This window comes from Actinomycetospora flava (assembly GCF_037400335.1).
Lineage (GTDB): Bacteria > Actinomycetota > Actinomycetes > Mycobacteriales > Pseudonocardiaceae > Actinomycetospora > Actinomycetospora flava.
Genome location: NZ_JBBEGM010000009.1, coordinates 243,238 through 268,564, shown reverse-complemented (window position 1 = coordinate 268,564; position 25,327 = coordinate 243,238). Strand labels below are relative to the sequence as shown.

Genomic DNA, 25,327 nt, shown 5'->3' with positions numbered 1-25,327 from the left:
CGGAAACACGAGTGTCGATCGGCTGTTGCGTCGTGAACACACACCGATCTCACGCTCGCATCGTGACCCAGGACGCCACGCGCCCCCCGGAACCGAGCACCGCGCCGCCGACGGACGCCACGGCCTCCCGGGCCGGCGCGGCCCGCGAGACACTCGAGGACTACACGCTGCGGTTCGCGCCCCGCAGCTACCGGAAGTGGTCGACGGGCGTCGTCGCCACCTCGGCCCTCGGGGGTATCGCCTACCTCGCGGACTTCGCGATCGGTGCCAACATCGGCATCTCCTACGGCACCGTGAACGCCTTGTGGGGCATCGCGGTCTTCGCGGTCGTGATCTTCCTGTCGGGCTTCCCGCTCGCCTACTACGCGGCCCGGTACAACCTGGACCTCGACCTCATCACCCGAGGCTCCGGCTTCGGCTACTACGGGTCGGTCGTCACGAACATCATCTTCGCGACGTTCACGTTCATCTTCTTCGCCCTCGAGGGCTCGATCATGGCCCAGGGCCTCGAGCTCGGGCTGGGCATGCCGCTCTGGCTCGGCTACGCGGTCTCGACGATCATCATCTTCCCGCTCGTCGTGTACGGGATGAGCCTGCTCTCGAAGCTCCAGCTCTGGACCACACCGCTGTGGCTGGTCCTCATGGTCCTGCCGTTCGTCTACCTGCTCATCAGCCACCCCGAGTCGGTCGAGACGTTCTTCGCCTACCAGGGCGAGGAGGGCCGGGGCACGCCGAGCCTCGGTGCCGTGATGCTCGCGGCGGGCGTGTGCCTCTCGCTGATCGCCCAGATCGCCGAGCAGATCGACTACCTGCGGTTCATGCCGCCGAAGACCCCGGAGAACTCCCGGCGCTGGTGGGCCGCGACGATCCTCGCGGGGCCGGGATGGGTCATCTTCGGCGCCGCCAAGCAGGTCGTCGGGCTCTTCCTCGCGGTCTACCTGCTCGCCACCGTCGCCGGGGCCTCGGCGTTCGCCAACGAGCCGGTGCGCCAGTTCCTGGAGATCTACACGAACATCATGCCGGCGTGGCTCGCGCTCACCCTCGCCGTGATCCTGGTCGTGATCAGCCAGATCAAGATCAACGTCACGAACGCCTACTCCGGCTCGCTGGCCTGGACCAACTCCTACACCCGCGTCACCAAGCACTACCCGGGCCGGCTCGTCTTCCTCGGCGTCAACCTCCTCATCGCGCTGGTGCTGATGGAGGCGAACATGTTCGACTTCCTCAACACGATCCTCGGCTTCTACGCCAACTGCGGCATGGCCTGGGTGGTCGTCGTCGCCTCCGACATCGCGATCAACAAGTACCTGCTCGGCATCTCGCCGAAGGTCCCCGAGTTCCGGCGCGGCATGCTCTACGCGGTCAACCCGGTCGGCTTCGGCTCGATGCTCGTCGCCGCGGGGGTCTCGATCCTGGCGTTCTTCGGGCTGCTCGGCGAGACGCTGGCGTCGTACTCGCCGCTGGTCGCGATCGGGCTGGCGTTCGTGCTCCCGCCGGTCATCGCGCTGGCGACGGGCGGGCGGTACTACCTGCGGCGCACCGAGGACGGCATCGACGTGCCGATGTTCGACGAGCACGGCAACCCGATCGGCGCGACGCTGCACTGCCAGGTGTGCGACCAGGACTTCGAGCGGCCCGACATGACCGCGTCGGGCACCGGGTCCGGCCACGTCTGCTCGCTGTGCCTGTCGACCGACCGCGAGGGGCGTCACGTGCTGCCGGCGAGCTGAGCGCGCTCGGCGGCGAGCAGCCGGGTCACGGCACCGGCCGACCCGACGGCGGTGGTGAGGGTGCCCGGGCCGTCGAGGGCGGTCCGGGCCCAGCGCAGGCCGCTCTCCTCGCCGCCGTCCTCCCCGATCCGCCGCCCGGCCACGAGCAGCGTCCCGGCCGACCGTGCCCCGCCGCTCCCGCCCGGACCGGAGACCACGGGGTCGGCGCCGTCGAGACGGCTCGACGACACGAGCAGCGCCCGCCCGTCCACGGCGGCGGCGAGGTCGCTGCGGGCGCGACCGCCCCGCTGCCCCGCGCGGCCCAGCACGAGCTGCTCGGTGACCGTCGCGACCGCCCCGGGCGCGAGGTGCAGGTCCAGGCTCGCCCACCAGTCGGCGCCGTCGGTGACCACGGTCGGCTCCGGGCGCCAGTCGAGCACGGCCCCCTCGTCGAGACGGGCGTGCACCGCGAACCGGGCGGTGCCGCCCTCCCGCCCGGGCTGCACCACGGTCGCGGCCGCGGTGCGCAGCTCGAGACGCTCGCCGGGACCGAGGTCGAGGTCGAGCCGGAGGACGTCGCCGCCGAGGGGGCCGCCGCCGACCTGGACCAGGTGCACCCGCTCGCGCCCGGTCCGCCGCAGCACCAGTGGTGGGCTGGACGCCCAGGTGAGGCGCCCGTCCCGTCGGGACAGCCGGGCGTGTGCCCCGACCCCGGGCGCGGTCTCAGGACGCAAAGAGGGCTCCGTCGGCCCGGGCGTGCCGGGCGGCGAGCACCTCGGGCAGCGGCGTGGTGGCCGCGGGCAGGAGCGCGGGGTCGTCCCTCTCGGCTGCCGCGACCCCGGAGGCCACCGCCTCGGTGACGGTCCCGGCTGCCGCGCCGAGCGCCCGGGCGTGCACGCCGGCGAGCGCCAGGGGATCGAGACCCAGCAGCCGGACCGCGGCCGAGCAGATCTGCCCGACGAGGTGGTGGACGGCGAGTGCCGCCGCGTCGTGGGGAGCGCCGCCGGCCGCCGCGACGACGACGCCGAGCGCGAGGGCCTGGTGCGGGCGAGGACCGAGCGCGTCGTAGTCCGGCGACGGCCAGGTCGCGCGCGCCGTGCGCAGCAGCGCCCGTCCCTGGGCCCGCGAGACCTCCCGGAGCGCGGACACCGGGGTGCGGGCGGACACCGCGGCGTCCCAGGGCTCCCAGGCCTCCTGGGTGGTGGTGCGCGTGCGGCACGCCGCGGCCGCCGCGGCCGCGGTGACCAGGCCGGTGGTCGGGACGCGCGCGGCCAGGTAGGCCGCGACGTCCTCGGGGCCCCGGACGACTCCCCGGGTCGCGGCGGCCTCCAGACCGGCGGAGTGGGCGTGGCCGCCGGTGGGCAGGCGGGAGTCGGCGAGCAGGAGCAGCGCGGGGTCCACGTCAGAACAGGAAGTAGCGCTGGGCCATCGGGAGCTCGCGGACCGGGTCCGGGTCGACCACCGAGCCGTCGATGCGGACCGTGAAGGTGTCCGGGTCGACGCTGATGTCGGGCGTGGCCGCGTTCTCGGGCATGTCGGCCTTGCCCACCGTGCGCGTCGACCGGATCGGGGCGAACCGCCGCCGGACGTCGACCCGGCCGGCGAGCCCGTCGGCCAGCGCCTGCTCGGTGGCGAAGTGCAGCGACGTCGCCGCCGCCGCGGCGGGTGCGGCGCCGAACATCGGGCGGGAGAGCTCGGGCTGCGGGGTGGGGATGGACGCGTTGGCGTCGCCCATCCGACCCCAGGCGATCAGGCCGCCCTTGAGGACGACGTGCGGGCGCACCCCGAAGAACGCCGGGTCCCACAGCACGAGGTCGGCGAGCTTGCCGACCTCGACCGAGCCGACCTCGCCGTCGAGACCGTGGGCCACCGCCGGGCAGATCGTGTACTTGGCGACGTAGCGGCGGGCCCGGTCGTTGTCGTCCCCGGTCGTGCCGCCGGTCCCCACCACGCGGCGCCGCGCGGCGTGGGCGGTCTGCCACGTGCGCAGGACGACCTCGCCGACCCGCCCCATCGCCTGCGAGTCCGAGCCGATCATGGAGATGGCCCCGAGGTCGTGGAGGAGGTCCTCCGCGGCGATCGTCGAGCCACGGATGCGCGACTCGGCGAAGGCGAGGTCCTCGGGGATCGACGGGGACAGGTGGTGACAGACCATCAGCATGTCGAGGTGCTCGTCGACGGTGTTGACGGTGTGGGGCCGGGTCGGGTTCGTCGAGGACGGCAGCACGTGCGGCTGCCCGGCGACGGTGATGATGTCCGGCGCGTGCCCGCCGCCGGCCCCCTCGGTGTGGTAGGCGTGGATGCCCCGGCCGGCGATCGCGTCAAGTGTGGAGTCGACGTAACCGGCCTCGTTGAGCGTGTCGGTGTGCAGCGCGACCTGCACCCCGGTCTCGTCGGCGACGCGCAGGGCGGCGTCGATCGCGGCCGGGGTCGCGCCCCAGTCCTCGTGGACCTTGAACCCGCTCGCCCCCGCGCGGACCTGCTCGTGCAGCGCGTCGACACCGACGGTGTTGCCCTTGCCGAGCAGCGAGAAGTTCATGGGCACGCCGTCGAGGGCCTCGAACATCCGCGCCAGGTACCAGGGCCCGGGCGTCACCGTGGTCGCCTTGGTGCCCTCGGCCGGTCCGGTGCCGCCGCCGATCATGGTGGTGACCCCCGAGCCGAGGGCCTCGGGCAGCTGCTGCGGGCTGATGAGGTGGACGTGGCAGTCGACCCCGCCCGCGGTGAGGATCTTGCCGTTGCCGGCGAGCACCTCGGTGCCCGGCCCGATGACGAGCTCCGGGTGCACCCCGTCCATGGTGTCGGGGTTGCCGGCCTTGCCGAGGGCGACGATGCGGCCGTCCCGCACGCCGACGTCGGCCTTCACCACGCCCCAGTGGTCGAGCACGAGGGCCCCGGTGATCACGAGATCCGGCGCGCCCTCGGCGCGCGTGGTGCGCGCCTGTCCCATCGACTCGCGGATGACCTTGCCGCCGCCGAACACCGCCTCGTCGCCGCCGCGCGGGCCCCGGCAGTGGTCGGCCTCGACCCGGATGCGCAGGTCGGTGTCCGCGAGGCGGACGAGGTCGCCCTCGGTCGGCCCGAACAGCTCGGCGTAGGCCTCGCGGGTCACCGTCCAGCCGGACCCCGGGGACCCGCCCCGCGCGCCCGCCGGGTCGGCCACGTCGAGGCGCAGCCCGGGCACGACGCCGGCCCCGCCGAGGGCGACGAGCGTGACGTCCTGCTCCACGCCGGGCTCGAAGCGCACGCTCGTCCCGGCGGAGATCGCGAGCCGCATGCCGACGGCGGCGTCCCGGTCGAACTCGAGCGCCGGGTTGGCGGCGGCGAAGTGGACGTGCGACCCGACCTGGATCGGCCGGTCGCCGCCGTTGAGGACGTGGACGACGACGGAGGGCGCCCCCTCGCCCGAGCGCAGCTCCCCGTCGGCGGGGGTGACCTCCCCGGGCGTGCTCACGTGATGGGGTCGTGCACGGTGACGAGCTTCGTCCCGTCGGGGAACGTCGCCTCGACGGCGACCGTGGCCAGCATCTCCGGCACGCCGTCCATGACGTCGTCGCGGGTGAGCACGTGCTGCCCGTCGGCCATGAGGTCGGCGACCGAGCGGCCGTCCCGGGCGCCCTCGAGGATCCACGAGGTCAGCAGCGCGGTGGCCTCGGGGTGGTTGAGCCGCAGGCCGCGCGCCCGGCGCTCCCGGGCGAGGTTGGCCGCCACGTGGACCAGTAACCGCTCCTGCTCGTGCGGTGTCAGCAGCACTCGGGATCTCTCCTGCCGGTCACGGGGTCGTGCCCGGGAGGCTAATGAGCGGGCCGCCGCCGCGGGACGTCGCGACCCCGACCGACCCACCGATGTAACAGTCGGCCGCTCACACCGTGGGGGAGCGGAAGCCCTCCGCGGCGGCCGCCGACACCTGCTCGGGGCGCGCGGTCGGCGGGTCGGCGGCGGTGACCTCGCGGGCGAGCGAGGGCAGCATCCGCTCGTGGCCGGCGGTCGACCAGTCCAGCATCAGCAGGGTCGCGTCGTCCTGGAGCTCGCCGCCCTGGTGCTCGAGCACGGCGGCCGCGAGCCGGCGCAGGGTCTCCGGCGCAGAGACCTCGTCGAGCTCGGCGCGCTCGCTCAGATCGGCCAGGCGGCGTTCGCCGAAGAACGCCCCGTCCGCGTCGCGGGCCTCGGTGATCCCGTCGGAGTAGAACACCACGCGGTCGCCGGGCTCGAGCCACTCGACGGCGACGTCGCTGCGGGCGGGGGCCGCGCCGAGCCCCAGGGGTGGCCACGGCGACGCCCCGAAGGCGTCGACGAGATGCCCGTGGCGCAGCAGCAGCGGCGGCGGGTGCCCGGCCACGACGTACCGGAGCTCCCCGGTGTGCAGGTCCAGGCGCGCGAGGACCGCGGTGACGAACCGCGGGCGGACCCCGGCGGCCCGCATCTGGGTGTCGGCGTCGGTGGCGAGCTCGGCCAGGTCCTCCACACCCCGGCGGCGGGCGTTGCGGAGCGCGCTGACGGCCAGGGCGGTGGCGCTGCCCGCGGCGAGGTCGTGCCCGACGCCGTCGAAGACCGCGACGTAGGCGGTCTCTGTGTCGACGACGTAGTCGTACGCGTCGCCCGCGACCTGGTCGTAGGGCTCGAGCAGCGCGGTGACCACGACGGCGTCGGTGGCGAAGGTGCGCGGCGGGACGAGGTGCCACAGCAGCTCGGCGGCGACCGAGAGGGGCCGCGGGGCGCGGATGCGGCGGATGCGGTCGCTGTAGGGCAGCTTGCCGATGGCGATGTGGCCCATCAGCCCGGAGAGCGTCCAGCAGCGCCGGCGGAACTCCAGGTCGTCGACGACGTCGGGGTCGAGCTCGAGGCGGACGATCCCCGCGCGCTCGGTGCCGTCGAGCATCGGGATCCACAGCACGCGCCGCCCGGAGTCGGCGAGACCGGTGACGAACTCGCCGTGCTGGAACGCGCGTCCCGCCAGCGTGCCGTCCACGGCGACCGGTGGCGGCGGGTCCGGGCGCACCGACGTCAGCACCCGCTGCCCCAGATCGACCAGCAGGACGTCGGCGTGCAGTCCGAGCGGAGCAACGCACTCGTCGACCATGGCGGACAGGCCCTCACCCACCACCAGATGCGAGCGATCGGTGAGTGCGGTGAAGACATCGCCCCACGTCAGCCCGTCGGTCGCCACGCGCGCGACCCTACGTGGCGACCCCCGCGTCGCGGATCGTCACCGACCGACGGCGGTTCGTGTTCCGCATTTCCTCCCGGAGATCACCCGAGGATGCTGGGTCCCTCGCGAGCGGAGAGGAGAGGGAGATGCCCGCGATCGAACACCGGAGCATGGATGCGCCCGACGAGACCCGGACGCCCGAGAAGACGAGACTGGACGTCGTACAGCTCGGCGACGCCACGGTGGCGCGCATCGCCCTGCAGCCTGGCTGGCGCTGGTCGGAGTGCATCCGGCCCGTCGTCGGCGGTGAGAGCTGCCAGGCCGCCCACCTCGGCTACCTGATGTCCGGGCGGATGCACATCGTGGCCGACGACGGCACCGAGGCCGACCTGAGCGCCGGGGAGATCTACCGGCTGACGCCCGGCCACGACGCCTGGGTGGTCGGCGACGAACCGGTGACCGGTCTCGAGTTCGAGGCCAAGACCGCCGAGACCTACGCCCGCGCGTGACGCCGCCGGTCGGTGACCTCCTCGTCGGCTACGACGGCTCGCGGGACGCGTCGGCCGCGATCGCGACCGGCGCCCGCCTGCTGCCCGGCCGCACCGCCCGGGTCGTGCACGTCTGGGCCCCGCCGTGGGCCGACTCGGCGCTGCGCCACCGGGTCCGGCGGCACGCGAGCACCCTGGACCAGCTGACGGAGCTCATGGAGCACGAGGGCGGCGAGGCCGCCCTGCTGGTCGCCGCCGACGGGGTCGCGCTGGCCCGCGCCGCCGGGTGGGCGGGCGAGCCGTCCGCGAAGCGCGCCTACGGCGACCCGGGGCTCGTGCTCGCGCGGCTCGCGGAGGAGGTGCGGCCGGCCGCGGTCGTCGTCGGCTCGCGGGGGACCAGCGGCGTCGCGGCCGTGCTCGGCAGCGTGTCGGACTTCGTGGTGCACCACAGCCCGGCGCCGGTCCTGGTCGTGCCGCCCCTGCTCAGCCGCGAGCGCGCCGCCGCCTCGACGGGGCCGGTCCTCGTCGGCGACGACGGGTCCGCGGGCGCCGAGCACGCCCGCGCGACCGCCGACCGGCTGCTGGGCGACCGCACGGTCGTCGTGTCGCGGGCTCCGGGCGGATCGGCCCGCGCCGTCGCCGCCGCGCTCGACACCGAGGCCGCCGACCACGACGCCGGCGTGGTCGTGGTGGGTGCCCGCGGCCGCTCGGCCCTGCGCGACCTCGTCGTCGGGAGCACGGCCATGGCGGTGCTCCACCACGTGCACCGGCCGGTGCTCGTGGTGCCGACCCCGTCCTGAGATCTACCGCGCGACGTCGAACAGCCCGCGCCGGCGGGCCTCGGTGACCGCGTGACGACGGCTGTCGACCTGCAGCTTCGCGTAGATCGCGCGGACGTGGGTCTTCACGGTGTTCACCGAGACCGCGAGGTCGTCGGCGATCTCCACCGCCGTGCGCTGCGTCGGCAGCATCTCCAGCACCGCGCGCTCGCGGTCGGTCAGGGCCGTGGGCTCCGGCGCGGCCGCCGCGGCCGGCAGCGCGAGCGCCTCGCGGACCAGCGCGTCGACCCGGCCGAACGAACCGGCGTGCTCGGCGAGCAGCAGCCGCACCGGCGGCGCGAGGTGGTGCAGCGGGCGGGTCACGCCGAGCCGGTCGGCGCGCTCGAGGGCGGTGCGCACCCGGCGGCGCGCCGTGGCCCGCTCGCCGCGGGTCAGCGCGATCTCGGCGTCGAGCAGCGGCGCCTCGACGAGGACGGGGAGCAGGACGGGCGGGCGCGCGTCGTCGAGCGCGGGCGCCAGGAGGCGCCGCGCCCCGGGGTCGCGGGCGGTGACCCACGCGCCGCGGGCCTCGAGGAACGCGAGGTCCGGGGATCCCGCGAGCCGGTGGGCGACGGCGCGGACGGCCTCGTGCGCCTCGGCGGCGTGCCCGAGCGCCAGGGCGGTCTCCTGCTCGTGGAGGGCGGTGAGGGCGAGCAGGTGCTCGTCGAGGGCGGACGGGTCCCCGCTCATGCGCGCGTGCCGGATGCGCCGCCAGCCGTCGAGCGTGTCGCCGAGGTCGTGCTCGGCGGCGCCGAGGACCGTGCTGACGAGCAGGAGCAGGGCCGGGAAGCGGGCCGCGTCCGCCTGCAGCGCGCGGGTCGCGTGCTCCCGGGCGCGCGCCGGCCGGGCCCGGCGCAGGTCGGCCGCGGCGAGGATCGCCAGCGCGGCGATCGCCCACGGGCTCTCGACCCAGCCGTGGCGGGCCGCCCGCTCGACGACGGCGTGCGCGCTGCGCGTCATCGCGACGGGGTCGCCCTCGCTCGTGCGGGCGATGCCGAGGGTCGACTCGGCCTGCAGCGCCAGGTACGGGAACCCGTGGCGGTCGGCGATCTCCAGCGCCCGCTCGCACTCGCGGCGGGCCCGCGCGGGGTCGACGGTCGCGAGGGCGGTGCCGCGCGTGGCGTGGGCGATCCCGCGCAGCGCCGCTCCCGGGATCGCGTCCGGGTCGATCCCGCGGGCGGCGGCGACGCCCTCGGCGGGCCGCCCGTGCACGGCGGCCCGGCGTGCCTCGACGACGCGCCGCAGGGTCTCGTCGCCGCTCGCCCCGGCGGTGCGCAGGGCCCGGTCGGCCGCGTCGAGGCGGCCGGTCTCGAGGTCGACGACGGCGCGCAGGAGGTCCAGCCGCGGCTCCGCGGGCCACGTCCCGAGGGTCCCGTTCAGCACCTCGAACTCCCCGCGCGCGAGGAGGTCGGCGGTCCGGCGCCGGAGCAGGGCCGCGGTCGCGGACCGGTCGCCCGCGGCGGTGCTGTGCTCGAGCGCGCCGACGGGGTCGCCGTCCTCCTCGCACCACGCGGAGGCGCGGCGGTGCAGCTCGGCGAGGTGCTCGGGGTCGCGCCGGCGCAGCCGCGTGAGGATGTGGGAGCGCAGCAGCTCGTGGGTGTGGAAGAGCCGCCCGTGCCGGTCGAGCGGGGTGAGCATCCCGCCGCCCGCGGCGAGCTCGGCGAGCACGTCGCCCGCGCCCGGGTCGTCCGTCAGCGCGACGGCGGCGTCGACGGCGACGACCCGCCGGACGCTGGTGGCGACCAGCACGCGGTACTCGCGCTCGGAGAGGCGGGTGAGCACCTCGTCGACGAGGTAGTCGGCCACCGAGCGGTCGTCGCCGGCGAAGTCGCGGACGAACGCGGTCGGGTCGGGCGCGGTGCGCAGCGACAGCGCGGCGAGCCGCAGGGCCGCGGGCCAGCCTTCGGTGCGCGCGACGAGCGTCGCGACCCGGTCCGGCGGCAGGTCGATCCGCTCGAGGTCGAGCAGCGCCGCGGCCTCGTCGGTGCTGAAGCGCAGGTCCGCGGCCCGCAGCTCGCCCAGGCGCCCGTCGAGGCGGAGGCGGTCGAGGCCCAGCGGCGGGTCCACGCGCGTGCACAGCACCAGCACGAGCCGGCGCAGCGGGTGGCGGACGAGCGCGCGCAGCCCCTCGACCGCGGGGTGGCCGAGGATCTCGTGGACGTCGTCGAGCACCAGGCACACGGGCGCCGGGAGCTCGTCGAGGGCCTCGACGACCAGCGCGCGGAGCGCGGCCGCGTCGGCGGGGTCGGGCACGGGCCGGTGCGGCCCCGGGCAGGCGTGCAATGCGGCGAGCACCGACGACCAGAACGACGCCTCCTCGCGGTCGGCGGTGTCCAGGGTGACCCAGGCCGTGTCGACGTCGTCCCGCGCACGGACCCAGCCCGCGACGGTCGCCGTCTTCCCGTAGCCGGCCGGGGCGCTGACCAGCACCACCGGCCCCTGCTCGCCGCCGGACGAGCGCGCGTCGAGGACACCGCGCAGCGCCGGACGGTCGACCAGCTGCGCGGGCGCATGGGGTACCACGGTCTTGGCGCGCGGCATGTCCTCCCCTTGCCGGCCTCGACAGATCCACTTGTTGTACGCCGATCATGGCCTCGTGACCAGGGACGACGCCGCAATGCGACCAGGGAGGGGGACATGCTGCTCCGCTCGCGCGCTGATCGCGGACCGGTCGTACCCGGACGATCACCGCCCGTGGAGATCGCTCCCGGGAGACCCGCTCAGCGCCGCCGGCGCCGCACGAGCAGGCCGATGATCACGCCGATGACGAGGGTGATCGTCAGCGCCGCCCACTGCGGCATGACGACGATCGGGATGAGCAGCCGGATGCTGACCAGGTCCCGGTTCTCGAGCACGAAGATCAGCGCCAGCACGAGCAGGAGCAGGGGGAGCACCCAGCGCGCGCGCCACCAGGGCGTCGTCGAGGGTGGTCCGGCGGTCTTCTCAGCCATGGTCGACCTCCGCGGTGCCGACGGAATCGGTGATCGGTGACGCCGGCGCGGGCGGTGGAGTGGTGGTCCGGCGGCGCTCGTCGTTCACCTGGCGGATGACTACCTTGCCGGCCGCGGTGAGGGGGAGCGCCGTGATCGCGCCGAGCAGGCCGCCGACGAACCCCCCGACGAGCACGGCGACGAACGCCGCGGCGGGGGAGATCTCGATGGCCTTGGAGAACACCCGCGGCGCGACGAGGTAGTTCTCCAGCGCCTGGTAGACGCAGAAGAAGACGAGCGTGGCGACGGCGAGGCCGACGCTCACCGAGAGCCCGGCCGCGATCCCGACCAGCGAGGCCAGCGACGCCCCGATCTGCGGGATCGCGTCGAGCACGGCGACGACCAGCCCGAGCAGCGCCGGGTACGGCGTCCCGGCGAGCAGGAAGAACAGGAACGCGCACACCCCGGCGATGCCGGAGACGATCAGCTGGCCGGACACGTAGCCGCCGATGCGCCCGAGCGCCTGGTCGGCGGCGTCGATGCGGTCCTCGCGCCCGATCATGCGGTCGATCCCGGCGCGGATGCGGGGCATCGCGAGGGTGAAGTAGACGAGCAGGACGAGCACGGTCAGGGTGGCGAACGCCCCGCCCAGCAGGGTGCCGAGGACGCCGAAGATCGCCGCCACCGAGACGGCCAGCACGTTGCCCGCTGCACTGACCAGACCCTGGAGCTGCTGGTGGGTGCCGGGGTCGGACAGTGCCTGGCCGGGGGCGCTCTGCGGGCCGCCGAGCCGCTCGCCGAGGGCGGAGAGCAGCGCCGGCAGCTGGTCGGCGAGCTGGCCGATCTCCCGCGAGGCCGGCACCACCAGGACCGCGACGAGCCCCGCGACGACGAGGAGCAGCGCCAGCACGATCAGCACCAGGGCCAGCCCGCGCCGCACGCCCCGGCGCCCGAGGGCCCGGACCGCCGGCTCGATGCCCGTCGCGAGGAAGAAGCCGACGAACACCAGCAGCAGCGCGCCGCGCGCCACGTAGGCCGCCCCGGCCGCGAGCAGCACGACGAGGACCGTCGCCGTGATCGCGGCGTAGTCGGTCAGGGGCATGCGCCGGGGGCGGGGGGAGTCGCCGGCGGGCTCGGTCATGTCGGGACCTCTCGGGGCGGGCCGATCGACGACCCAGCGTGACGGGAGGACGGGCACACGGCCTCATACGCAGCGGGTGAGATCGTCCGGTCTCACCCGCGACGGATGACGCCGACCCGCGCGGACGGCGGCACGGTGAGGGGGAGCTCGCAGGAGAGGAGCCCGGCCATGAGCCCCGCCCGTTACGAGGTGCGCGTCGCCGGCCTGCTGTCGGAGGACGTGGCCGCGGACTTCACGGAGTTCACCGTGCGGGACGCGCCGGCCGAGACCGTGATGTACGGCGAGATCGTCGACGACGCCCACCTGCACGGCGTGCTCGCCCGCCTGCAGGCGCTCGGGCTGCAGGTGACCTCGCTGCGCGCGGTGCCCGACTGAGCCGCCCTACGGCGCCTGCCCACCGAGCGGCGCGGGCCCCGGGCACCGGCGCGGCAACCACCAGGGCGGGGGCCGGCCCGGACCCGTTGGCGCCGCGAGGCGCCCCTCCTGCAGGAACACGTGGCCCAGGCGCCATCCCTGCCACCCCCTCCAGGACACGGCCGGGCACCGTCATCGTGCCGAGGTGTCCGATCCGGAACGCCCCGGCGTTCACGGGCACAGGGCGGGGAGGGCCCCGGCGAGGACGCCGCCGCGGTCGATCGCCACGCGTCCGTCCCTGACCACCGCGAGGACGTGCGCGGGGTCGGCCAGGCCGGCGATGTCGGCGAGCGGGTCGACGTCGGTGACCACCAGGTCGGCGGCCTTGCCGGCCTCCAGCGTCCCGGTGATGTCGCCGACGCCACACAGGTCGGCCGCGTCGCGGGTCCCCGCGGTGATCGCCTGCAGCGGCGTCATCCCGCCGAGCCGCACGAGCAGGTCCAGCTCCCGCAGGTTCGTGCCGTGCTCCGGGGTGATGCCGGCGTCGGTGCCCAGCACGATCCGGATGCCGGCCTCGACCGAGCGCGCCACCGAGTCGTGCGCGACGCGGTGCCACCGCACGGCCTTCTCGTAGGCACCGGGAGCGCTGCGCGCCGGATCGGGCTCGTCCATCGTCTCCACGAGGGTGGGGACGAGGAACTGGCCGCGCTCGACCATCTCCGCACGCAGGTCGTCGTCGAGGGCGTAGCCGTGCTCGATGCTGGTCACCCCGGCGTGCACGGCCGCCGCGATGCCCAGGCGTCCGATCGCGTGCACCGCCACCGGCAGCCCGCCGTACGCCGCGGCCTCCTCGACCGCGGCACGGATCATCTCCGGGCGCAGCCCCAGCCAGTCGGGGTCGTCGTGCGGGGAGGTGACGCCGCCGCTGGTGGCGAGCTTGACGCAGTCCGCGCCGCCCGCGACGAGCTCGCGCACCCGCAGGCGCATCGCGTCCACCGAGTCGACGAGGTTCGGCGGGCTGCCGGGGAAGGCGACCGCCGTGGCCAGCGCGTCCATCCCCGACGGCAGGGTGAAGTCGCCGTGCCCGCCGCGCTGGCTGAGCATCGCGATCGACACGAGCAGCCGCGGCCCCGGGATACGGCGCTCGGCCACCGCGCGCCGGAACCCGGCGTCGAGACCCAGCAGGTCCCGCGCGGTGGTCACGCCGTTCTCCAGGGTGGTCCGCAGGCGCTCGAGCACCTTCAGCACCCGGTAGGTCGCGGGCTCCTGGAGTCCCTCCAGCGGGTTGCCCGACCGGCCGGGCAGGGCGAAGTGCACGTGGGCGTCGACGAAGCCCGGGCACACCGTCCGGCCGCCGAGGTCGACGCGCGGGGTGTCCTCGTGGCCGGCCGGGCGCTCGGAGGACGCCCCGACCCACGACACCCGGGACCCGTCGACGAGGAGTGCGGCGTCCTCGACGGGCGGCCCGCCGTGGCCGTCGATGAGCCGGACGTGGTCGAGCAGCACGGATCCGTCGGGCACGGGACCCAGCGCACCCGAGGATCCCCCGGCGGCGCAAGAACGATCACCGACCGCGCCCGGGCGGTCACCCGGGGCGCGGCACCTGGACGACGACCACCACGAGGTCGTCGGAGTTGGTGTGCCCGGCGTGGCGTGGGCGGCGTCGACGAGGGCGTCGGCGAGCTCCTCGGCGTCCGCGCCGGGCTTCGTGGCGGCGAGCGCCGCGGTGACGCCGGCCTCGTCGAGCTGCACGCCGTCGGGATCGCGGGCCTCGGTGATCCCGTCGGTGCACAGGACGAGGCTGTCGCCGGCGCCGAGGGTGACCTCCTCGATCCGCACGCGGGGCTCGTCGGTGAGACCGAGGACCCGGCCGCCCGCCGCGAGCTCGTCGACGTGCCCGTCGGACCGGCGGACGAACCCCGGCGTGTGCCCGGCGCTGCCCACCCGGACGGCCCAGTGGTCCGGGCCGCGGACGAGGCTCGCGAGCGCCGCGGTGACGAAGCTGCGCTGCGGGCGGAACCAGTCGAGCAGGACCTGGTGCACCGTGCCGAGGACGGCGACGGGGTCGGCGTCGAGGTGCCCGGCCGTCCGGATCGCCGAGCGCACGAGCGCGGTGGTGCGCGCGGCCGTCGCCCCCTTCCCGCACACGTCGCCGACGGCGACGTCGACACCGTCGGGGGTGGGGACGACGTCGTAGAAGTCGCCGAGGACCTCGACGCCGGTGCCCCCGGGGTGGAAGCGGGCGGCGACGGTCAGGCCGGGGACCTGCGGCAGGAGCAGGGGGACCAGGCTCTGCTGGAGGGTCTCGGCGAGCTCGTGGGTCTGCTCGGCGTAGGTCTGCAGGCGGTGCCCGGCGAGCCGCAGCGCGATGGTCTCGTCGACCGTCTCGGCCAGGGTCCGCAGCCCCCGCAGGTCGGCCTCCGTCCACTCCCGCGGCTGCGCGTCCATCCCGCACAGGTTGCCGAGCACGTACCCGTCGGGGTCGACGATGGGGACGCCGACCCACGACGCGGCGCCGAACGCCTTGATCTGCGCGAGGTCACGCGTGCGCAGGTCGGCGGCGGTGTCGGGGACGACGACCTCGCGCCCCGAGTCGATCACGAGGTGGCAGGTCGCCTCGTAGATCGGCGCGGAGAACCGGCCGTCCGGCCCGCAGATCGCGGCCGTGTCCGGGGCGCCCTTGAGCTCCGAGCGCACGTCGTCGACCACCGTCATGTACGTCATGGGGGTGCCCAGCAGGCTCGCCGCCAGCGCGGTGATGCGGTTGAACGACTCCTCCGGGCCCTGGTCGAGCAGCCGGGACGCGCGCACGGCCGCGACGCGCGCGGGCGTCTCGACCCCGTTGCGTCCTGGCTGCATGCCACCAGCATCCCGGACGGCGGCCGGTGCCGGACAGACCCGTGCCGTTCACCACCGGACGATTCCTCAGGGGTTCGCCGGGCGCTCCCGGGCACCGATCTCGGTCGGGTGTTCACGGCGCCGGGCGACCGCCCGGCGCGCGCGCCGCTGCTTCTCCTCCGCGACCTCCACGGCGCGCCGGGCGCGCTCGGCCGCGTGCCGGGCGCGTTCGACGCTGCGGCGGGCGGCCTCGTCGTCGAGGGAGTGGTCCGTGTCCTGCTCGGCGGCGCCGTCGGGCCCGGGGTGCTCCATGCGCGCGCCTCCCTGCGTGCGGGGTCGGGGCGGTGGCGATGTCCACCGAACGTACCCGTTACCCGAACTACGCAGTCACCGGCCCCCGGACGCACCACGAGCCGCGTCCTCGACCGAGGACGCGGCTCGCGGGACGAACGCTCGCTCCAGGACTCGCTACGAGAGCGGCCCGTTCACGAGCAGGCCGCCGAGCGGCCCCTCGACGTAGCGGGGGTCGGCCTCGGGGAACTCGGTCTCGGTGCCGTCCACGCCGGGCGCGCGGTCCTCGCCGTTGACGGCGTCCGCGGACGACTCCGCGGTGGTGGCCCCGGTCCCGAGCAGGGCGTCGACGCCCTGGGTCGGGCTCTGGGTGCTGGGGTAGCCGGTCTCGTCGGCCTGCGCGGTGCCGGCGGCCAGCACGGGCAGGACGGTGGCGGCGAGGCCGAGGGCGGCGGCGGTGCCGCGGCGGCGCATCGGGTTGGTCATGGGGAGGTTCCTCCAGACAGGGGAGCGGTGATCACATGTTCTCCGCGCCGGCCTTGATGGCCTCGCGGATGCGGTAGTACGTGCCGCATCGGCAGATGTTGCGGATCTCGTCGAGCACGTCGTCGTCGATGTCGCGGCCCTCGGCGCGGGCCTGCTTCACCTTCGCGACCGCGGCCATGATCTGGCCGGGCTGGCAGTAGCCGCACTGCGCGACGTCGTTGTCGATCCAGGCCTGCTGCATGGGGTGCAGCCCGCCGCCGGGGGTGGTGTCGGCGAGGCCCTCGATGGTCGTGACCTCGTCGGTGGGCTTGATCGCGCCGACCGGCACCGAGCAGGGGTTGAAGCCCTTGCCGTTGATGTGGCTGGTGCAGGCCTTGCAGACGTTGATGCCGCAGCCGTACTTCGGGCCGGTGACCCCGAGCAGGTCGCGGATCACCCAGAGCAGCCGGACGTCGTCCTCGACGTCGACCGACACCTGCTCGCCGTTGAGCTTGAACGTGTGGGTGGGCATGTGGTGGTCCTCAGGTCGTCTTCTCGAGGCCGTCGACGGGCGACGGCGGGATCGGGGGGACGGTCGGGTACGGCTCGAACGGCAGCGGTTCCTTGTGCATGATCGGGAAGTACTCCGGCGTCGTGCCGGTCGCCCGCGCGTACGCACACGCGATCGCGCCGCTGGTCGCCGCGACGCCGAACTCGCCGGCACCGCCCGGCTCCGGGGACTCGGAGTCCTCGATGATCACGACGTCGATCTCGTCCGGGGTGTTCCACTGCCGGGTGTAGAAGTAGTTGTCCCAGCTGGCCTCGACGAAGTGCCCGTCGCGCAGGTGCAGCCCCGCGGTCAGGGTGTTGCCGATCGCGTCCATGATCCCGCCCTGCATCTGCGCCTTGAGGCCGCGCGGGTTGATCACGATGCCGACGTCGACGACGTAGGTCACCTTGGTGACGCGCGGCCCGGTCCGCGCGGAGCGGATCTGACGGTTGACCGTCTCGGGCCGGCAGTCGATCTCCACGACGGCCGCGGCGGCACCCTTGTACTCGGTGTGGAAGGCGATGCCCTGGGCCGTGCCGTCGGGCATCGACTTGCCCCAGTCCGCCTCCTCGGCGGCCCGGTCCAGGACGTTCTTCCAGCGGTCGAGCTTGATGAACTCCGACCGGAGCTCGTAGGGGTCCTTGCCCATCGCCTCCGCGATCTTGTCCACCATCAGCTCGCGAGCGGTGGCGACGTCGGGCGAGTAGATGTTGCGCGTCGAGCTGGTGTTGAAGCCCATCTCGACCTCGTTGAGCAGCCGGGTGTTCGCCCCGAAGTTGTAGGGCGTCACCTGCGTCAGCTCGAACAGGCTCTCCGAGAGCGTCAGGTTGCCCAGCGGTGCCTTCACCGCCGCGGCCGTGATCGGCTCCGACAGCCCCGGGTTGCCCTCGGTGGCGACGCTGGTGTGGCGGAGCTCGAAGCTCGCCACGGCGTCGCCGGCGACGACCGCGCGGACCCGCGAGGTGCACATCGGGTGGGTGCGGCCCTGCCGGGAGTCGTCGGCCCGGGTCCACATGAGCTTGACCGGCTTGCCCATCTCCTTGGAGACCTCGGCGGCCTCGAGCGCGGCGTCGAAGAACAGCTTGCGCCCGAACGAGCCGCCGCCCTCGAGGACGTGGAACGTCACCGCGTTCGTCGGCAGGTCGATCTTGCGGGCGATCTCGGCCTGGGCCGCGATCGGGCTCTTCGACGGGCTCCAGATCTCGGCGGAGTCCTCGCGCACGTCGGCGATCGCCGCGTTGGTCTCCAGCGGGGAACCGCTGCGGAAGTAGAACGTGAACTCGCCCTCGACGGTGTTCCCGCCGACGTCGGGCACCGCCAGCGGCAGCTCGCCCCCGCGCACCTGCGCGAGGACCGAGTCGTCGTCCTCGCCGGCGACCGTGCCGGCCTCCCAGGAGACCTGCAGCGCATTCACCGCGTCGACGGCCTGACCGAAGGTCCGCGCGCGCACCGCGACGCCCGTGCTGACCTGCACGACGTCGGTGACGCCGGGCATGGTGCGGACCTGGTCGAGGTTCTCGACGTCCTCCGGGGCGCCGTTGAGGTCCGGCGCGCGGCAGATCACCGTCGGCAGCGCGTCCGGCACCTTCAGGTCGGTGACGAACTTCTTCCTGCCGGTGACCATGGCGCGGGCGTCGGACTTCGTCCGCGGCGTGCCGATGACCGTGAACTCCTCGCGCGGCTTCAGCGCGACCTCGACGGCCTCGGTCACCGGGCTCGCGGCAGCCTCGGTCAGCTCGCCAAACGGCAGGGACTCGCCGTTCTGCCCGATGATCGCGCCGGCCCGGCTGGTGAGCACGCTGCTCTCCTGGCCGAGCTGGGCGGCGGCCGCGTCCAGCAGCCGGCCCGCGGCGAGCGCGGCGGCCACCCGGATCGGGGTGAAGGTGGTGAACGTCGTGGACGAGCCACCGGTGAGCTGGTTGAACACCAGCTCGGGGCGGGCGTCGGCCAGGGTGACGTTCACCTGGTCCGGGTCGAGGCCCATCTCCTCCGCGATGATCATCTGTGTCGAGGTGATGATCCCCTGCCCGTTGTCCGAGCGGGGGAGGGCGAACGAGACGGTGCCGTCACGGTTGACCTTGACCTGGATGAGGTTCGCGGTCGGTCGGGCGGCGTCGCGCAGGGCGTCGAGCAGGTCGTAGAGCTCCGGTGTCTGCGGCGCGGACGGCAGCGCTGCCGCGGACGCGTTGGGCACCGAGTCGAAGATCGTCTGCCGCCCGATCTCGGCGGCGGCGACGAGCACCGGCGCGGCGACGACGATGCCGAGGAACCGGCGCCGCCCCGGGTCGGCGGGGCCGGTGTCGGCCCGCTTCGGTCGATGTGGACGCCGTGACGGCGCCGGGGCCATGCGGTGGGTGGGCATCGTTGCCTCCGGTGGGGAGCACCCGGGGGTCGCGTCGCAAGCCGACTGCCCGAGAGGTGGTGGTCTCAGTGGAGTAACGATCCGGGCAAACATGGACTCTTAGCTCGTTCGGTGAACATGTGCAAAGCGCCGGTAACGCTGCGTTCACCGTCTGTAGAACGAGAGGTGCCGAGAGGTCCGTGTGGGTCCGGTCACGCACAACTCAGTGCGCGCCGCGGTTCAACGGACGCCCGGCGCGGCTCCACGCGGCGACCCCGCCGGCCACGGCGAGCGCGTCGACACCGACCTCGGCGAGCATGGCGCGCGCCACGAGGAGGCGGTCCTCGTCGCCGGCCACCAGCGCGACGCGGGCGCGGACGGTCCCGAGCTTGTGGTGCAGCGGGTCGTCGAGGTCGCGCAGGCGCAGGGGCAGTGCGGCGAGGCTGACGGGCCAGGCGCCGGGGATGTGGCCCACCGCGACGTCCTCGCCGTCACGGACGTCGAGGAGGAGGATCCTCCGCGTCTCGAGCTCGATGGCCAGCTCGGCCACCGAGAGCTCCTGGTCCACGGGGCACCCGGCTCAGCCGCCGCCCTCCAGCGGATCCTCCGTGACCATCTGCGGCCCGTGGTCGGCGAGGTGGAGGGCGTCGTCGATCCACACCGCGATCGTCAGCGAGCGCTCGGTGGCGAGCAGGGTGAGCTCGTTGCGCACGCGGAGGGCGTGCGCACGGGTCGCGGCGAACGGGGTCGGCGAGCCGTGGGCGTCGAGGAGCGCTTCGGCGTGGTGCCGGAGATGCTCGGCCTGCGTGGGGTCGAGCCGCCCGTTCCCGGTCTCGCCGAGCCACTCGAGGACCGATCGTGCCGCGACGTGCAGGCGCTCGAGCTCGAGCACGGTGGTGTCGGTGCGGAGGGTGGTCACGGCGCCTGGGTCGGCCGTCATCGCTGGTCCTGCTCTCGAAGGGGCTTCGGGACGGTTCAGGGTGAGTGCCCTCACCCCGGATCGGCAAACTCCGGATCCACGGCGACGACGTGGCAGGCGTTGCGCGCGCCCCGCAGCGGTTGCCGCCGGCCCGCCGCGTCGCGGGCACGGGCGCCGACGACGGTCCCCGGGCGCACGGTGGCGGCGAACGCCCGCCAGCCGTGCTCCCCGCCGACGGGGGTGTCGAGGGCGGCGTCCACCCAGTCCCGCGGCTCGTCGGGCCCGGAACCCACCTCCACGCCGACGACCGCCGACGACCCCCACGCCCACCCCGCGACGTGCAGGCCGTCGCCGTCGAGGCGCACCGCGGTGACCAGGCTGGCGACGTCGAGGTCGCGCACCGGGGCGAGCGCGCCCGTCCCGGGCGTCGCGCGCTGGTAGAGCGTGGTGGTGAACAGGTGCTCGGGGCGCCGGTCGGCGACGGTGAGCGCGCGCAGCCACTTCACGTTGTTGGTGCCGAAGTAGCCCGGGACGAACAGCCGCACGGGGTGCCCGTGCTCGGCCGTCAGCGGCGCGCCGTCCATCTCGTAGGCGAGCACACCGCGCTCGCGCACCACGTCCATCGGCAGGTCCTTGAGGTACTCGCCGCAGCGGGTGCCGTCGAAGACGCCGGCGTCGTACCCCTCGGCCCACAGGATCGGCCCGTCGGACGCGCCGGCGAGCTCCAGGACCGCGGCGACCGGCGTGCCCCGCCACACGACGTTGCCCGCGCGCCGGGTGGGGACGTCGGGGTCCAGCGGGTTGCCGTAGCACTCGAGGACGGCCGTCACGGTGACGCTCGGCAGCGCGCGGAGCTGCGCGAGGTCCAGCTCCAGGGGCCGGTCGACGAGGCCGCCGACCCGCAGGCGCCACGAGTCGGCGGGCACGTGCGCGATGCCGAAGTGGCCGATGACGTAGAGGTCCTCGACCGCGGTGGTGGGCGCGGTGAGGGCCGCCGGCGCCGGCTGCCACTTCGTCGTCGCGGACGGCGACATCCGCACGGCACTCGCCACGGGGTCATCGTGCCCGGGCCGACCCGGATCCGACAGCGGCCGACGGCCCTCGTGGATCCCGAGGTCGCGGTGGCGACACGGGCATCACGGCAACGCGACGCGGGCTAGTGCCGGAGGGTCTCGCTGGGCGAGCAGCCGTGGATGCGCCGGTACTCCACGGAGAACCGTCCCGGGTTGGTGAAGGCCCAGCGGGCCGCGATGGCGCCGACGGTGTCGCCGCGCGTCGGGTCGGCGGCCACGAGGTCGCCGTGCGCGCGGGACATCCGCGCCCGGCGCAGGTACGCCAGCGGCGTGGTGTCCCGGTGCCGGCGGAACACCTGCTGCAGCCCGCGCGCCCCGACCCCGGACGCCGCGGCGATGTCCTCGACGCCGATGTCCTCGCCGGCGTGCTCGTCGATGAAGGCCAGCGCGCGCCGCAGCACCGCGGGCTCGGCGCGGTCGCTGCGCCGGCGGTCCTCGACGTGCCCCGCGTCCGCGAACATCACCAGGGCGGCGACGGCGAGCGCCCGCGTGGCCTCGCCGAGCACCAGCCGGCTCGCGGCCAGGTCGTCGTCGGCCAGCACGATCCGCCGGACGTGGTCGACCACGCCGTCCCAGTACCGGGCCGCCGCGGGGGAGACCGCGGTCCGGGAGGTGAACGTCAGCCGCCCGTCCTCGACGCCGGACGCCGCGGCGGCGCGGTCCACCGCGGCCCGGTCCAGCATCACGGCGTCGCCGCGCAGGTCGTCGAGCTCGACCGTCCACCCCGACCGGTCCGGAGGGAGCAGCGTCGGCGCCCCGGGCGCCGCCCGGACCACGTCCTGCCCGGAGGACACCGACAGCTCTCCGCCCGTCACCCGGCAGACCATCAGGTCCTCCGGCGACACCTCCGAGCGCAGCTCGGTCGCCATCCCGTACTCGAGGTGCATCAGCGCGAACCCCGGCGCCACCACCCCGGAGTGCACGTAGGAGAAGCCCTCCCGGCTGCCGAGGAAGCGCGCGGTGTACTCGGCGTAGGTCCCGCTGATGTCGTGGACCGCGAACTCCGGGTCGCGGGACCGCACGTCGAACCGTGCGACCGGCGACGACTCCGTCCGCGGCACTGCCACCACCTCCGGTCGTGTCCTACCCGTTCCGGGGGTCCGCCGGAAACTCCTCGAAGAATCTTCGCGGGGCGTGTCGAAACGGTGCGGGCCCCGTTCGTCGCCAGGGTGAGAGAGCGGCACCGAGCCGGTCTCCGCACCACCGGAGGTTCCCGTGACCACGTTCGCCGTCCCCACCAGCACCACCCCGACCACCGTCCCGACCGCCGGCGCGCTGCTGCGCACCGGCGCCGTGGCCACGGTCGCCGCGGCCGCCGCCACCGCGGTCGTGGCCGCCGCCGGCCAGGCGGTCGGCATCGGCACCGCCGTGTCCGGCGCGACGATCCAGGCGACCGGGTTCGCCGTCCTGACCGCGATCTTCTCCGTCGTCGGGCTGGCCATCGCGACCGTGCTGCGCCGGTTCGCCCGCAGCCCCCGCACGGCGTGGATCCGCACCACGGTGGCGCTGACCGTGCTGTCCTTCGTCCCGGACGTGCTCGCGGACGCGACCGTGGCGACGAAGGTGCTGCTCATGCTGACCCACGTCGCCGCCGCCGCGATCGTGATCCCCGCCGTGGCCCGCAAGCTGGCCTGACGACCCCCGACGACGCGAAGGGACGAGTGCCGTGCACTACCTCATGGGTGTCCGGATCGACGAGAGCGTGCTGCCCTACTCCGACGAGGAGATGGAGGCGAGCTACGCCCGGGTCGGGAAGGTCAACGACGAAATGAAGGCCGCGGGCGTGTGGGTGTTCGGCGGCGGGCTCCTGCCGTCGGACAGCGCCACGGTCGTCCGCGTGGAGAACGGCAGCACCGCCATGACCGACGGGCCGTTCGCGGAGACGAAGGAGCAGCTCGGCGGCTTCTACGTCATCGAGGTCGACGACCTCGACGCCGCGCTGCACTGGGCCGGGAAGGCTGCCGAGGCCTGTCAGGTGCCGATCGAGGTGCGCCCCTTCGGCGGCGTTGCCTGACCCCTCCGATGGACCTCACCGCCGTCTACCGCGACGAGTACGGCCGCTGCGTCGCCACCCTGACCCGCCTCCTCGGCGACATCGGGCTCGCCGAGGAGGCCGTCCAGGACGCGTTCGCGGTGGCGATGGAGAAGTGGGACGCGGACGGGCCGCCGCGCAACCCGGGCGCCTGGATCGTCACCACCGCACGGAACCGGGCCCTCGACCGCCTGCGCCGGGAGTCGACCCGCGAGGCGCGCCACGCGCAGGCCCTGCTGCTGCACGGGCCCGACGAGAACGAGGAGGAGGTGGGACCGGTGCGCGACGACCAGCTGCGCCTGATCTTCACCTGCTGCCACCCGGCGCTCTCCCCGCTCGCGCAGACCGCGCTGACGCTGCGCCTGCTCGGCGGGCTCGAGGTGCCCGAGATCGCCCGGGCCTACGTCGTGCCCGAGGCGACGATCTCCCAGCGGATCGTGCGGGCCAAGAAGAAGATCCGCGACGCCGCGATCCCGTACCGGGTGCCGGGCGAGGCGGAGCTGCCCGACCGGCTGCCGCCCGTGCTCACCGTGCTCTACCTGATCTTCAACGAGGGCTACGCGGCGACCACCGGCCCGCTGCTGCGCACCGACCTGTCGGCGGAGGCGGTGCGCCTGGCCCGGGCGCTGGCCGACCTCATGCCCGACGAGCCGGAGGTGCTCGGCCTGCTCGCCCTGCTGCTGCTCACCGAGGCGCGGCGCGCGGCCCGGGTCGGCCCGGGCGGCGAGCTGGTGACGCTGGCCGAGCAGGACCGCGCCCTCTGGGACCGGGCGCTGATCGCCGAGGGCCACGAGCTGGTCCGCCGCTGCCTGCGCCGCGACCGCCCCGGCGCCTACCAGCTCCAGGCGGCGATCAACGCCGTGCACACCGACGGCGACGCCACCGACTGGGCGCAGGTGCTCGCGCTCTACGACCAGCTGCTGGCGTTGCGTCCCACCCCGATCGTCGCGCTCAACCGCGCCGTCGCCGTCGCCGAGGTGCACGGGCCGGGCGCGGCGCTCGACGCCGTCGACGCCCTGGACATCCCGGGCTACCACCTGCTGCCCGCCACCCGCGCCGACCTGCTCGCCCGGCTCGGACGCACCCACGAGGCCCGCGAGGCCTACGAGGAGGCCCTCGCCCTGGCCGGCAACGACACCGAGCGGGCGTTCCTGCAGGGCCGGCGGGACCAGCTCGCTCAGGACCGCAGCGTCTCTCGGGGGGAGCGGGCGTAGACCTGCCGGTACTCGACCGAGAACCGCCCGGCGTTGGCGAAGCCCCAGCGCGCGGCGATCGCGCCCACGGTGTCGCCGCGGGTCGGGTCGCCGGCCTGCAGGTCGGCGTGCGCGCCCGCCATCCGCGCCTTGCGCAGGTAGGTCAGCGGCGTCGTCCCGAGGTGGCGGTGGAACGCGCTCTGCAGGCCCCGGGGGCCCAGGCGGGCGGCGCGGGCGATCTCGGTGAGGCTGATGTCCTCGTGGGCGTGGCCGTCGATGAAGGCGACCGCCCGGCGGACCGTGGCCGGGCCGTGGAAGCCCGGGCTGCGCGGGGCGTCCGCGGTGTGCGTGGTGTTCGGGAAGACCTGCAGGAGACCGACGGCGAGCTGGCGGAAGGTCTCGGCGCGCGCCAGCGGGCTGGCCATGACCTCGTCGTGGCTGCGCAGGATCTGTTCGAGGTGGCGCAGCAGGGCGTGGACGTAGCGGGCCCGGCTGGCCGAGATCGCGGTCATCCCCGTGAAGGCGACCGCGTCGGGCTCGATGCCGTGGATCTCGGAGGCGACGCGCGCCAGCCCGTCGGCGTCGACGCTGCCGACGGCGAGCTCGACGTCGTCCCACTCGACCCGGAACCGGTCCCAGGTGGGGCACAGGGTCGGCCCGGCACCGGCCTCGTCCCGGCCGCACGCGTAGCGCACCCGCCCGCGCAGCGGGACGACGACCGTCGGCGCCGCGAGGGGCTCGGCCAGCGCCGACGCCCGCATGCTGTGCCGCAGACCGTCCACGCTCACCGTGCCCGCCGGGGCCGCGACCGCGGTGGCCGCGAGCCCGAACGCGAACCCCTCGCGGGAGCCGTGGAACGACGGGTGGTGCTCGGCGTACCGGGACCGCAGCAGGGCGGTCGCCTCGTCGAGGTCGGTCGACGTGACGCGGAGCCGCTGCACCGGCGACGGCGCCGATCCGTGGAGTTCGCCCACCACCGCTACCCCCGGGCGGGATCTGTTCGCGAAACGAACACTGCTGTCCGCGACGAACATTC

Annotated in this window: 25 protein-coding genes; 7 read left to right on the top strand and 18 right to left on the bottom strand. The window is 74.8% G+C overall.

Annotated elements, in window-relative coordinates; genetic code table 11:
• Positions 1-62 precede the first annotated feature (62 nt).
• Entirely contained in the window at positions 63-1,730 is a 1,668-nt protein-coding gene (locus WCD58_RS21810; protein WP_337705170.1) for a purine-cytosine permease family protein, read from the top strand.
• Here the strand turns inward: WCD58_RS21810 and WCD58_RS21805 are convergent.
• The 5 genes from WCD58_RS21805 to WCD58_RS21785 all read right to left on the bottom strand — a co-directional run bounded on the left by WCD58_RS21805 (position 1,709) and on the right by WCD58_RS21785 (position 6,876).
• Complete coding sequence (locus WCD58_RS21805) at positions 1,709-2,353, bottom strand: urease accessory protein UreD (RefSeq protein WP_337705169.1); 645 nt, start codon at positions 2,351-2,353, stop codon at positions 1,709-1,711. The genes WCD58_RS21810 and WCD58_RS21805 overlap by 22 nt on opposite strands.
• Positions 2,354-2,432: 79 nt before the next feature.
• Entirely contained in the window at positions 2,433-3,110 is a 678-nt protein-coding gene (locus WCD58_RS21800) for an urease accessory protein UreF (RefSeq protein ID WP_337705168.1), read from the bottom strand.
• Position 3,111: 1 nt separating this feature from the next.
• Positions 3,112-5,163: an urease subunit alpha gene (locus tag WCD58_RS21795; protein ID WP_337705167.1), complete on the bottom strand. Its 2,052-nt coding sequence runs from the start codon at positions 5,161-5,163 to the stop codon at positions 3,112-3,114.
• Positions 5,160-5,462, bottom strand: a complete 303-nt coding sequence (locus WCD58_RS21790; protein WP_337705166.1) for an urease subunit gamma — start codon at positions 5,460-5,462, stop codon at positions 5,160-5,162. The genes WCD58_RS21795 and WCD58_RS21790 overlap by 4 nt, the downstream gene beginning before the upstream one ends.
• Positions 5,463-5,571: 109 nt before the next feature.
• Positions 5,572-6,876, bottom strand: a complete 1,305-nt coding sequence (locus tag WCD58_RS21785; RefSeq protein WP_337705165.1) for a PP2C family protein-serine/threonine phosphatase — start codon at positions 6,874-6,876, stop codon at positions 5,572-5,574.
• 128 nt (positions 6,877-7,004) lie between these two features.
• Between WCD58_RS21785 and WCD58_RS21780 the strand changes: the two genes are divergently transcribed.
• A complete protein-coding gene (locus tag WCD58_RS21780) occupies positions 7,005-7,367 on the top strand; it encodes a cupin domain-containing protein (protein WP_337705164.1) in 363 nt (120 codons plus the stop codon).
• Entirely contained in the window at positions 7,364-8,146 is a 783-nt protein-coding gene (locus WCD58_RS21775) for a universal stress protein (RefSeq protein WP_337705163.1), read from the top strand. Before WCD58_RS21780 ends, WCD58_RS21775 begins: the two co-directional genes overlap by 4 nt.
• A 3-nt stretch (positions 8,147-8,149) precedes the next feature.
• Here WCD58_RS21775 and WCD58_RS21770 read toward each other — a convergent pair whose 3' ends face one another.
• From WCD58_RS21770 to WCD58_RS21760, 3 genes are all read right to left on the bottom strand, one after another.
• Positions 8,150-10,705 (bottom strand): winged helix-turn-helix domain-containing protein, encoded by a 2,556-nt coding sequence (locus WCD58_RS21770; protein ID WP_337705162.1) that lies wholly within the window; start codon positions 10,703-10,705, stop codon positions 8,150-8,152.
• Between the two features lie 179 nt (positions 10,706-10,884).
• On the bottom strand, positions 10,885-11,115 hold the full coding sequence (locus tag WCD58_RS21765; RefSeq protein WP_337705161.1) for a LapA family protein: 231 nt from the start codon (positions 11,113-11,115) through the stop codon (positions 10,885-10,887).
• Complete coding sequence (locus tag WCD58_RS21760; protein WP_337705160.1) at positions 11,108-12,235, bottom strand: AI-2E family transporter; 1,128 nt, start codon at positions 12,233-12,235, stop codon at positions 11,108-11,110. The genes WCD58_RS21765 and WCD58_RS21760 overlap by 8 nt, the downstream gene beginning before the upstream one ends.
• 168 nt (positions 12,236-12,403) lie before the next feature.
• Here WCD58_RS21760 and WCD58_RS21755 point away from each other — a divergent pair, with 168 nt between their 5' ends.
• The gene (locus tag WCD58_RS21755) at positions 12,404-12,610 is read left to right on the top strand and encodes a DUF8691 family protein (protein WP_337705159.1); all 207 of its coding nucleotides are present in this window, start codon (positions 12,404-12,406) and stop codon (positions 12,608-12,610) included.
• A 210-nt stretch (positions 12,611-12,820) separates the two neighbouring features.
• Here WCD58_RS21755 and WCD58_RS21750 read toward each other — a convergent pair whose 3' ends face one another.
• The 9 genes from WCD58_RS21750 to WCD58_RS21710 all read right to left on the bottom strand — a co-directional run bounded on the left by WCD58_RS21750 (position 12,821) and on the right by WCD58_RS21710 (position 22,127).
• Complete coding sequence (locus WCD58_RS21750) at positions 12,821-15,448, bottom strand: amidohydrolase family protein (protein WP_337705158.1); 2,628 nt, start codon at positions 15,446-15,448, stop codon at positions 12,821-12,823.
• A gap of 66 nt (positions 15,449-15,514) precedes the next feature.
• Positions 15,515-15,739, bottom strand: a complete 225-nt coding sequence (locus WCD58_RS21745; protein ID WP_337705157.1) for a hypothetical protein — start codon at positions 15,737-15,739, stop codon at positions 15,515-15,517.
• A 156-nt stretch (positions 15,740-15,895) separates the two neighbouring features.
• Positions 15,896-16,204 carry a hypothetical protein gene (locus WCD58_RS21740; protein ID WP_337705156.1) on the bottom strand — a complete coding sequence of 103 codons (309 nt, stop codon included), beginning with the start codon at positions 16,202-16,204 and terminating at the stop codon, positions 15,896-15,898.
• A gap of 31 nt (positions 16,205-16,235) precedes the next feature.
• The gene (locus WCD58_RS21735; RefSeq protein ID WP_337705155.1) at positions 16,236-16,715 is read right to left on the bottom strand and encodes a (2Fe-2S)-binding protein; all 480 of its coding nucleotides are present in this window, start codon (positions 16,713-16,715) and stop codon (positions 16,236-16,238) included.
• Between the two features lie 10 nt (positions 16,716-16,725).
• Entirely contained in the window at positions 16,726-19,095 is a 2,370-nt protein-coding gene (locus WCD58_RS21730) for a molybdopterin cofactor-binding domain-containing protein (protein ID WP_337705154.1), read from the bottom strand.
• Positions 19,096-19,297: 202 nt separating this feature from the next.
• A complete protein-coding gene (locus WCD58_RS21725) occupies positions 19,298-19,642 on the bottom strand; it encodes a rhodanese-like domain-containing protein (protein WP_337705153.1) in 345 nt (114 codons plus the stop codon).
• 12 nt (positions 19,643-19,654) lie between these two features.
• The gene (locus WCD58_RS21720; protein ID WP_337705152.1) at positions 19,655-20,014 is read right to left on the bottom strand and encodes a hypothetical protein; all 360 of its coding nucleotides are present in this window, start codon (positions 20,012-20,014) and stop codon (positions 19,655-19,657) included.
• A gap of 50 nt (positions 20,015-20,064) precedes the next feature.
• On the bottom strand, positions 20,065-21,045 hold the full coding sequence (locus tag WCD58_RS21715) for a molybdopterin-dependent oxidoreductase (protein WP_337705151.1): 981 nt from the start codon (positions 21,043-21,045) through the stop codon (positions 20,065-20,067).
• Between the two features lie 104 nt (positions 21,046-21,149).
• Positions 21,150-22,127: a helix-turn-helix transcriptional regulator gene (locus WCD58_RS21710; RefSeq protein WP_337705150.1), complete on the bottom strand. Its 978-nt coding sequence runs from the start codon at positions 22,125-22,127 to the stop codon at positions 21,150-21,152.
• A 154-nt stretch (positions 22,128-22,281) separates the two neighbouring features.
• On the opposite strand from WCD58_RS21710, the gene WCD58_RS21705 reads away from it, so the two are divergent.
• The 3 genes from WCD58_RS21705 to WCD58_RS21695 are packed head-to-tail and all read left to right on the top strand — an operon-like array spanning position 22,282 to position 24,312.
• On the top strand, positions 22,282-22,701 hold the full coding sequence (locus WCD58_RS21705; protein WP_337705149.1) for a DUF6069 family protein: 420 nt from the start codon (positions 22,282-22,284) through the stop codon (positions 22,699-22,701).
• A gap of 31 nt (positions 22,702-22,732) precedes the next feature.
• Positions 22,733-23,080, top strand: a complete 348-nt coding sequence (locus WCD58_RS21700) for a YciI family protein (protein ID WP_337705148.1) — start codon at positions 22,733-22,735, stop codon at positions 23,078-23,080.
• A gap of 8 nt (positions 23,081-23,088) precedes the next feature.
• Positions 23,089-24,312, top strand: a complete 1,224-nt coding sequence (locus WCD58_RS21695) for an RNA polymerase sigma factor (RefSeq protein WP_337705147.1) — start codon at positions 23,089-23,091, stop codon at positions 24,310-24,312.
• Here WCD58_RS21695 and WCD58_RS21690 read toward each other — a convergent pair.
• Positions 24,276-25,265, bottom strand: coding sequence for a helix-turn-helix transcriptional regulator (locus tag WCD58_RS21690; protein WP_337705146.1), 990 nt, complete (start codon positions 25,263-25,265; stop codon positions 24,276-24,278). The genes WCD58_RS21695 and WCD58_RS21690 overlap by 37 nt on opposite strands.
• Between the last annotated feature and the right edge of the window lie 62 nt (positions 25,266-25,327).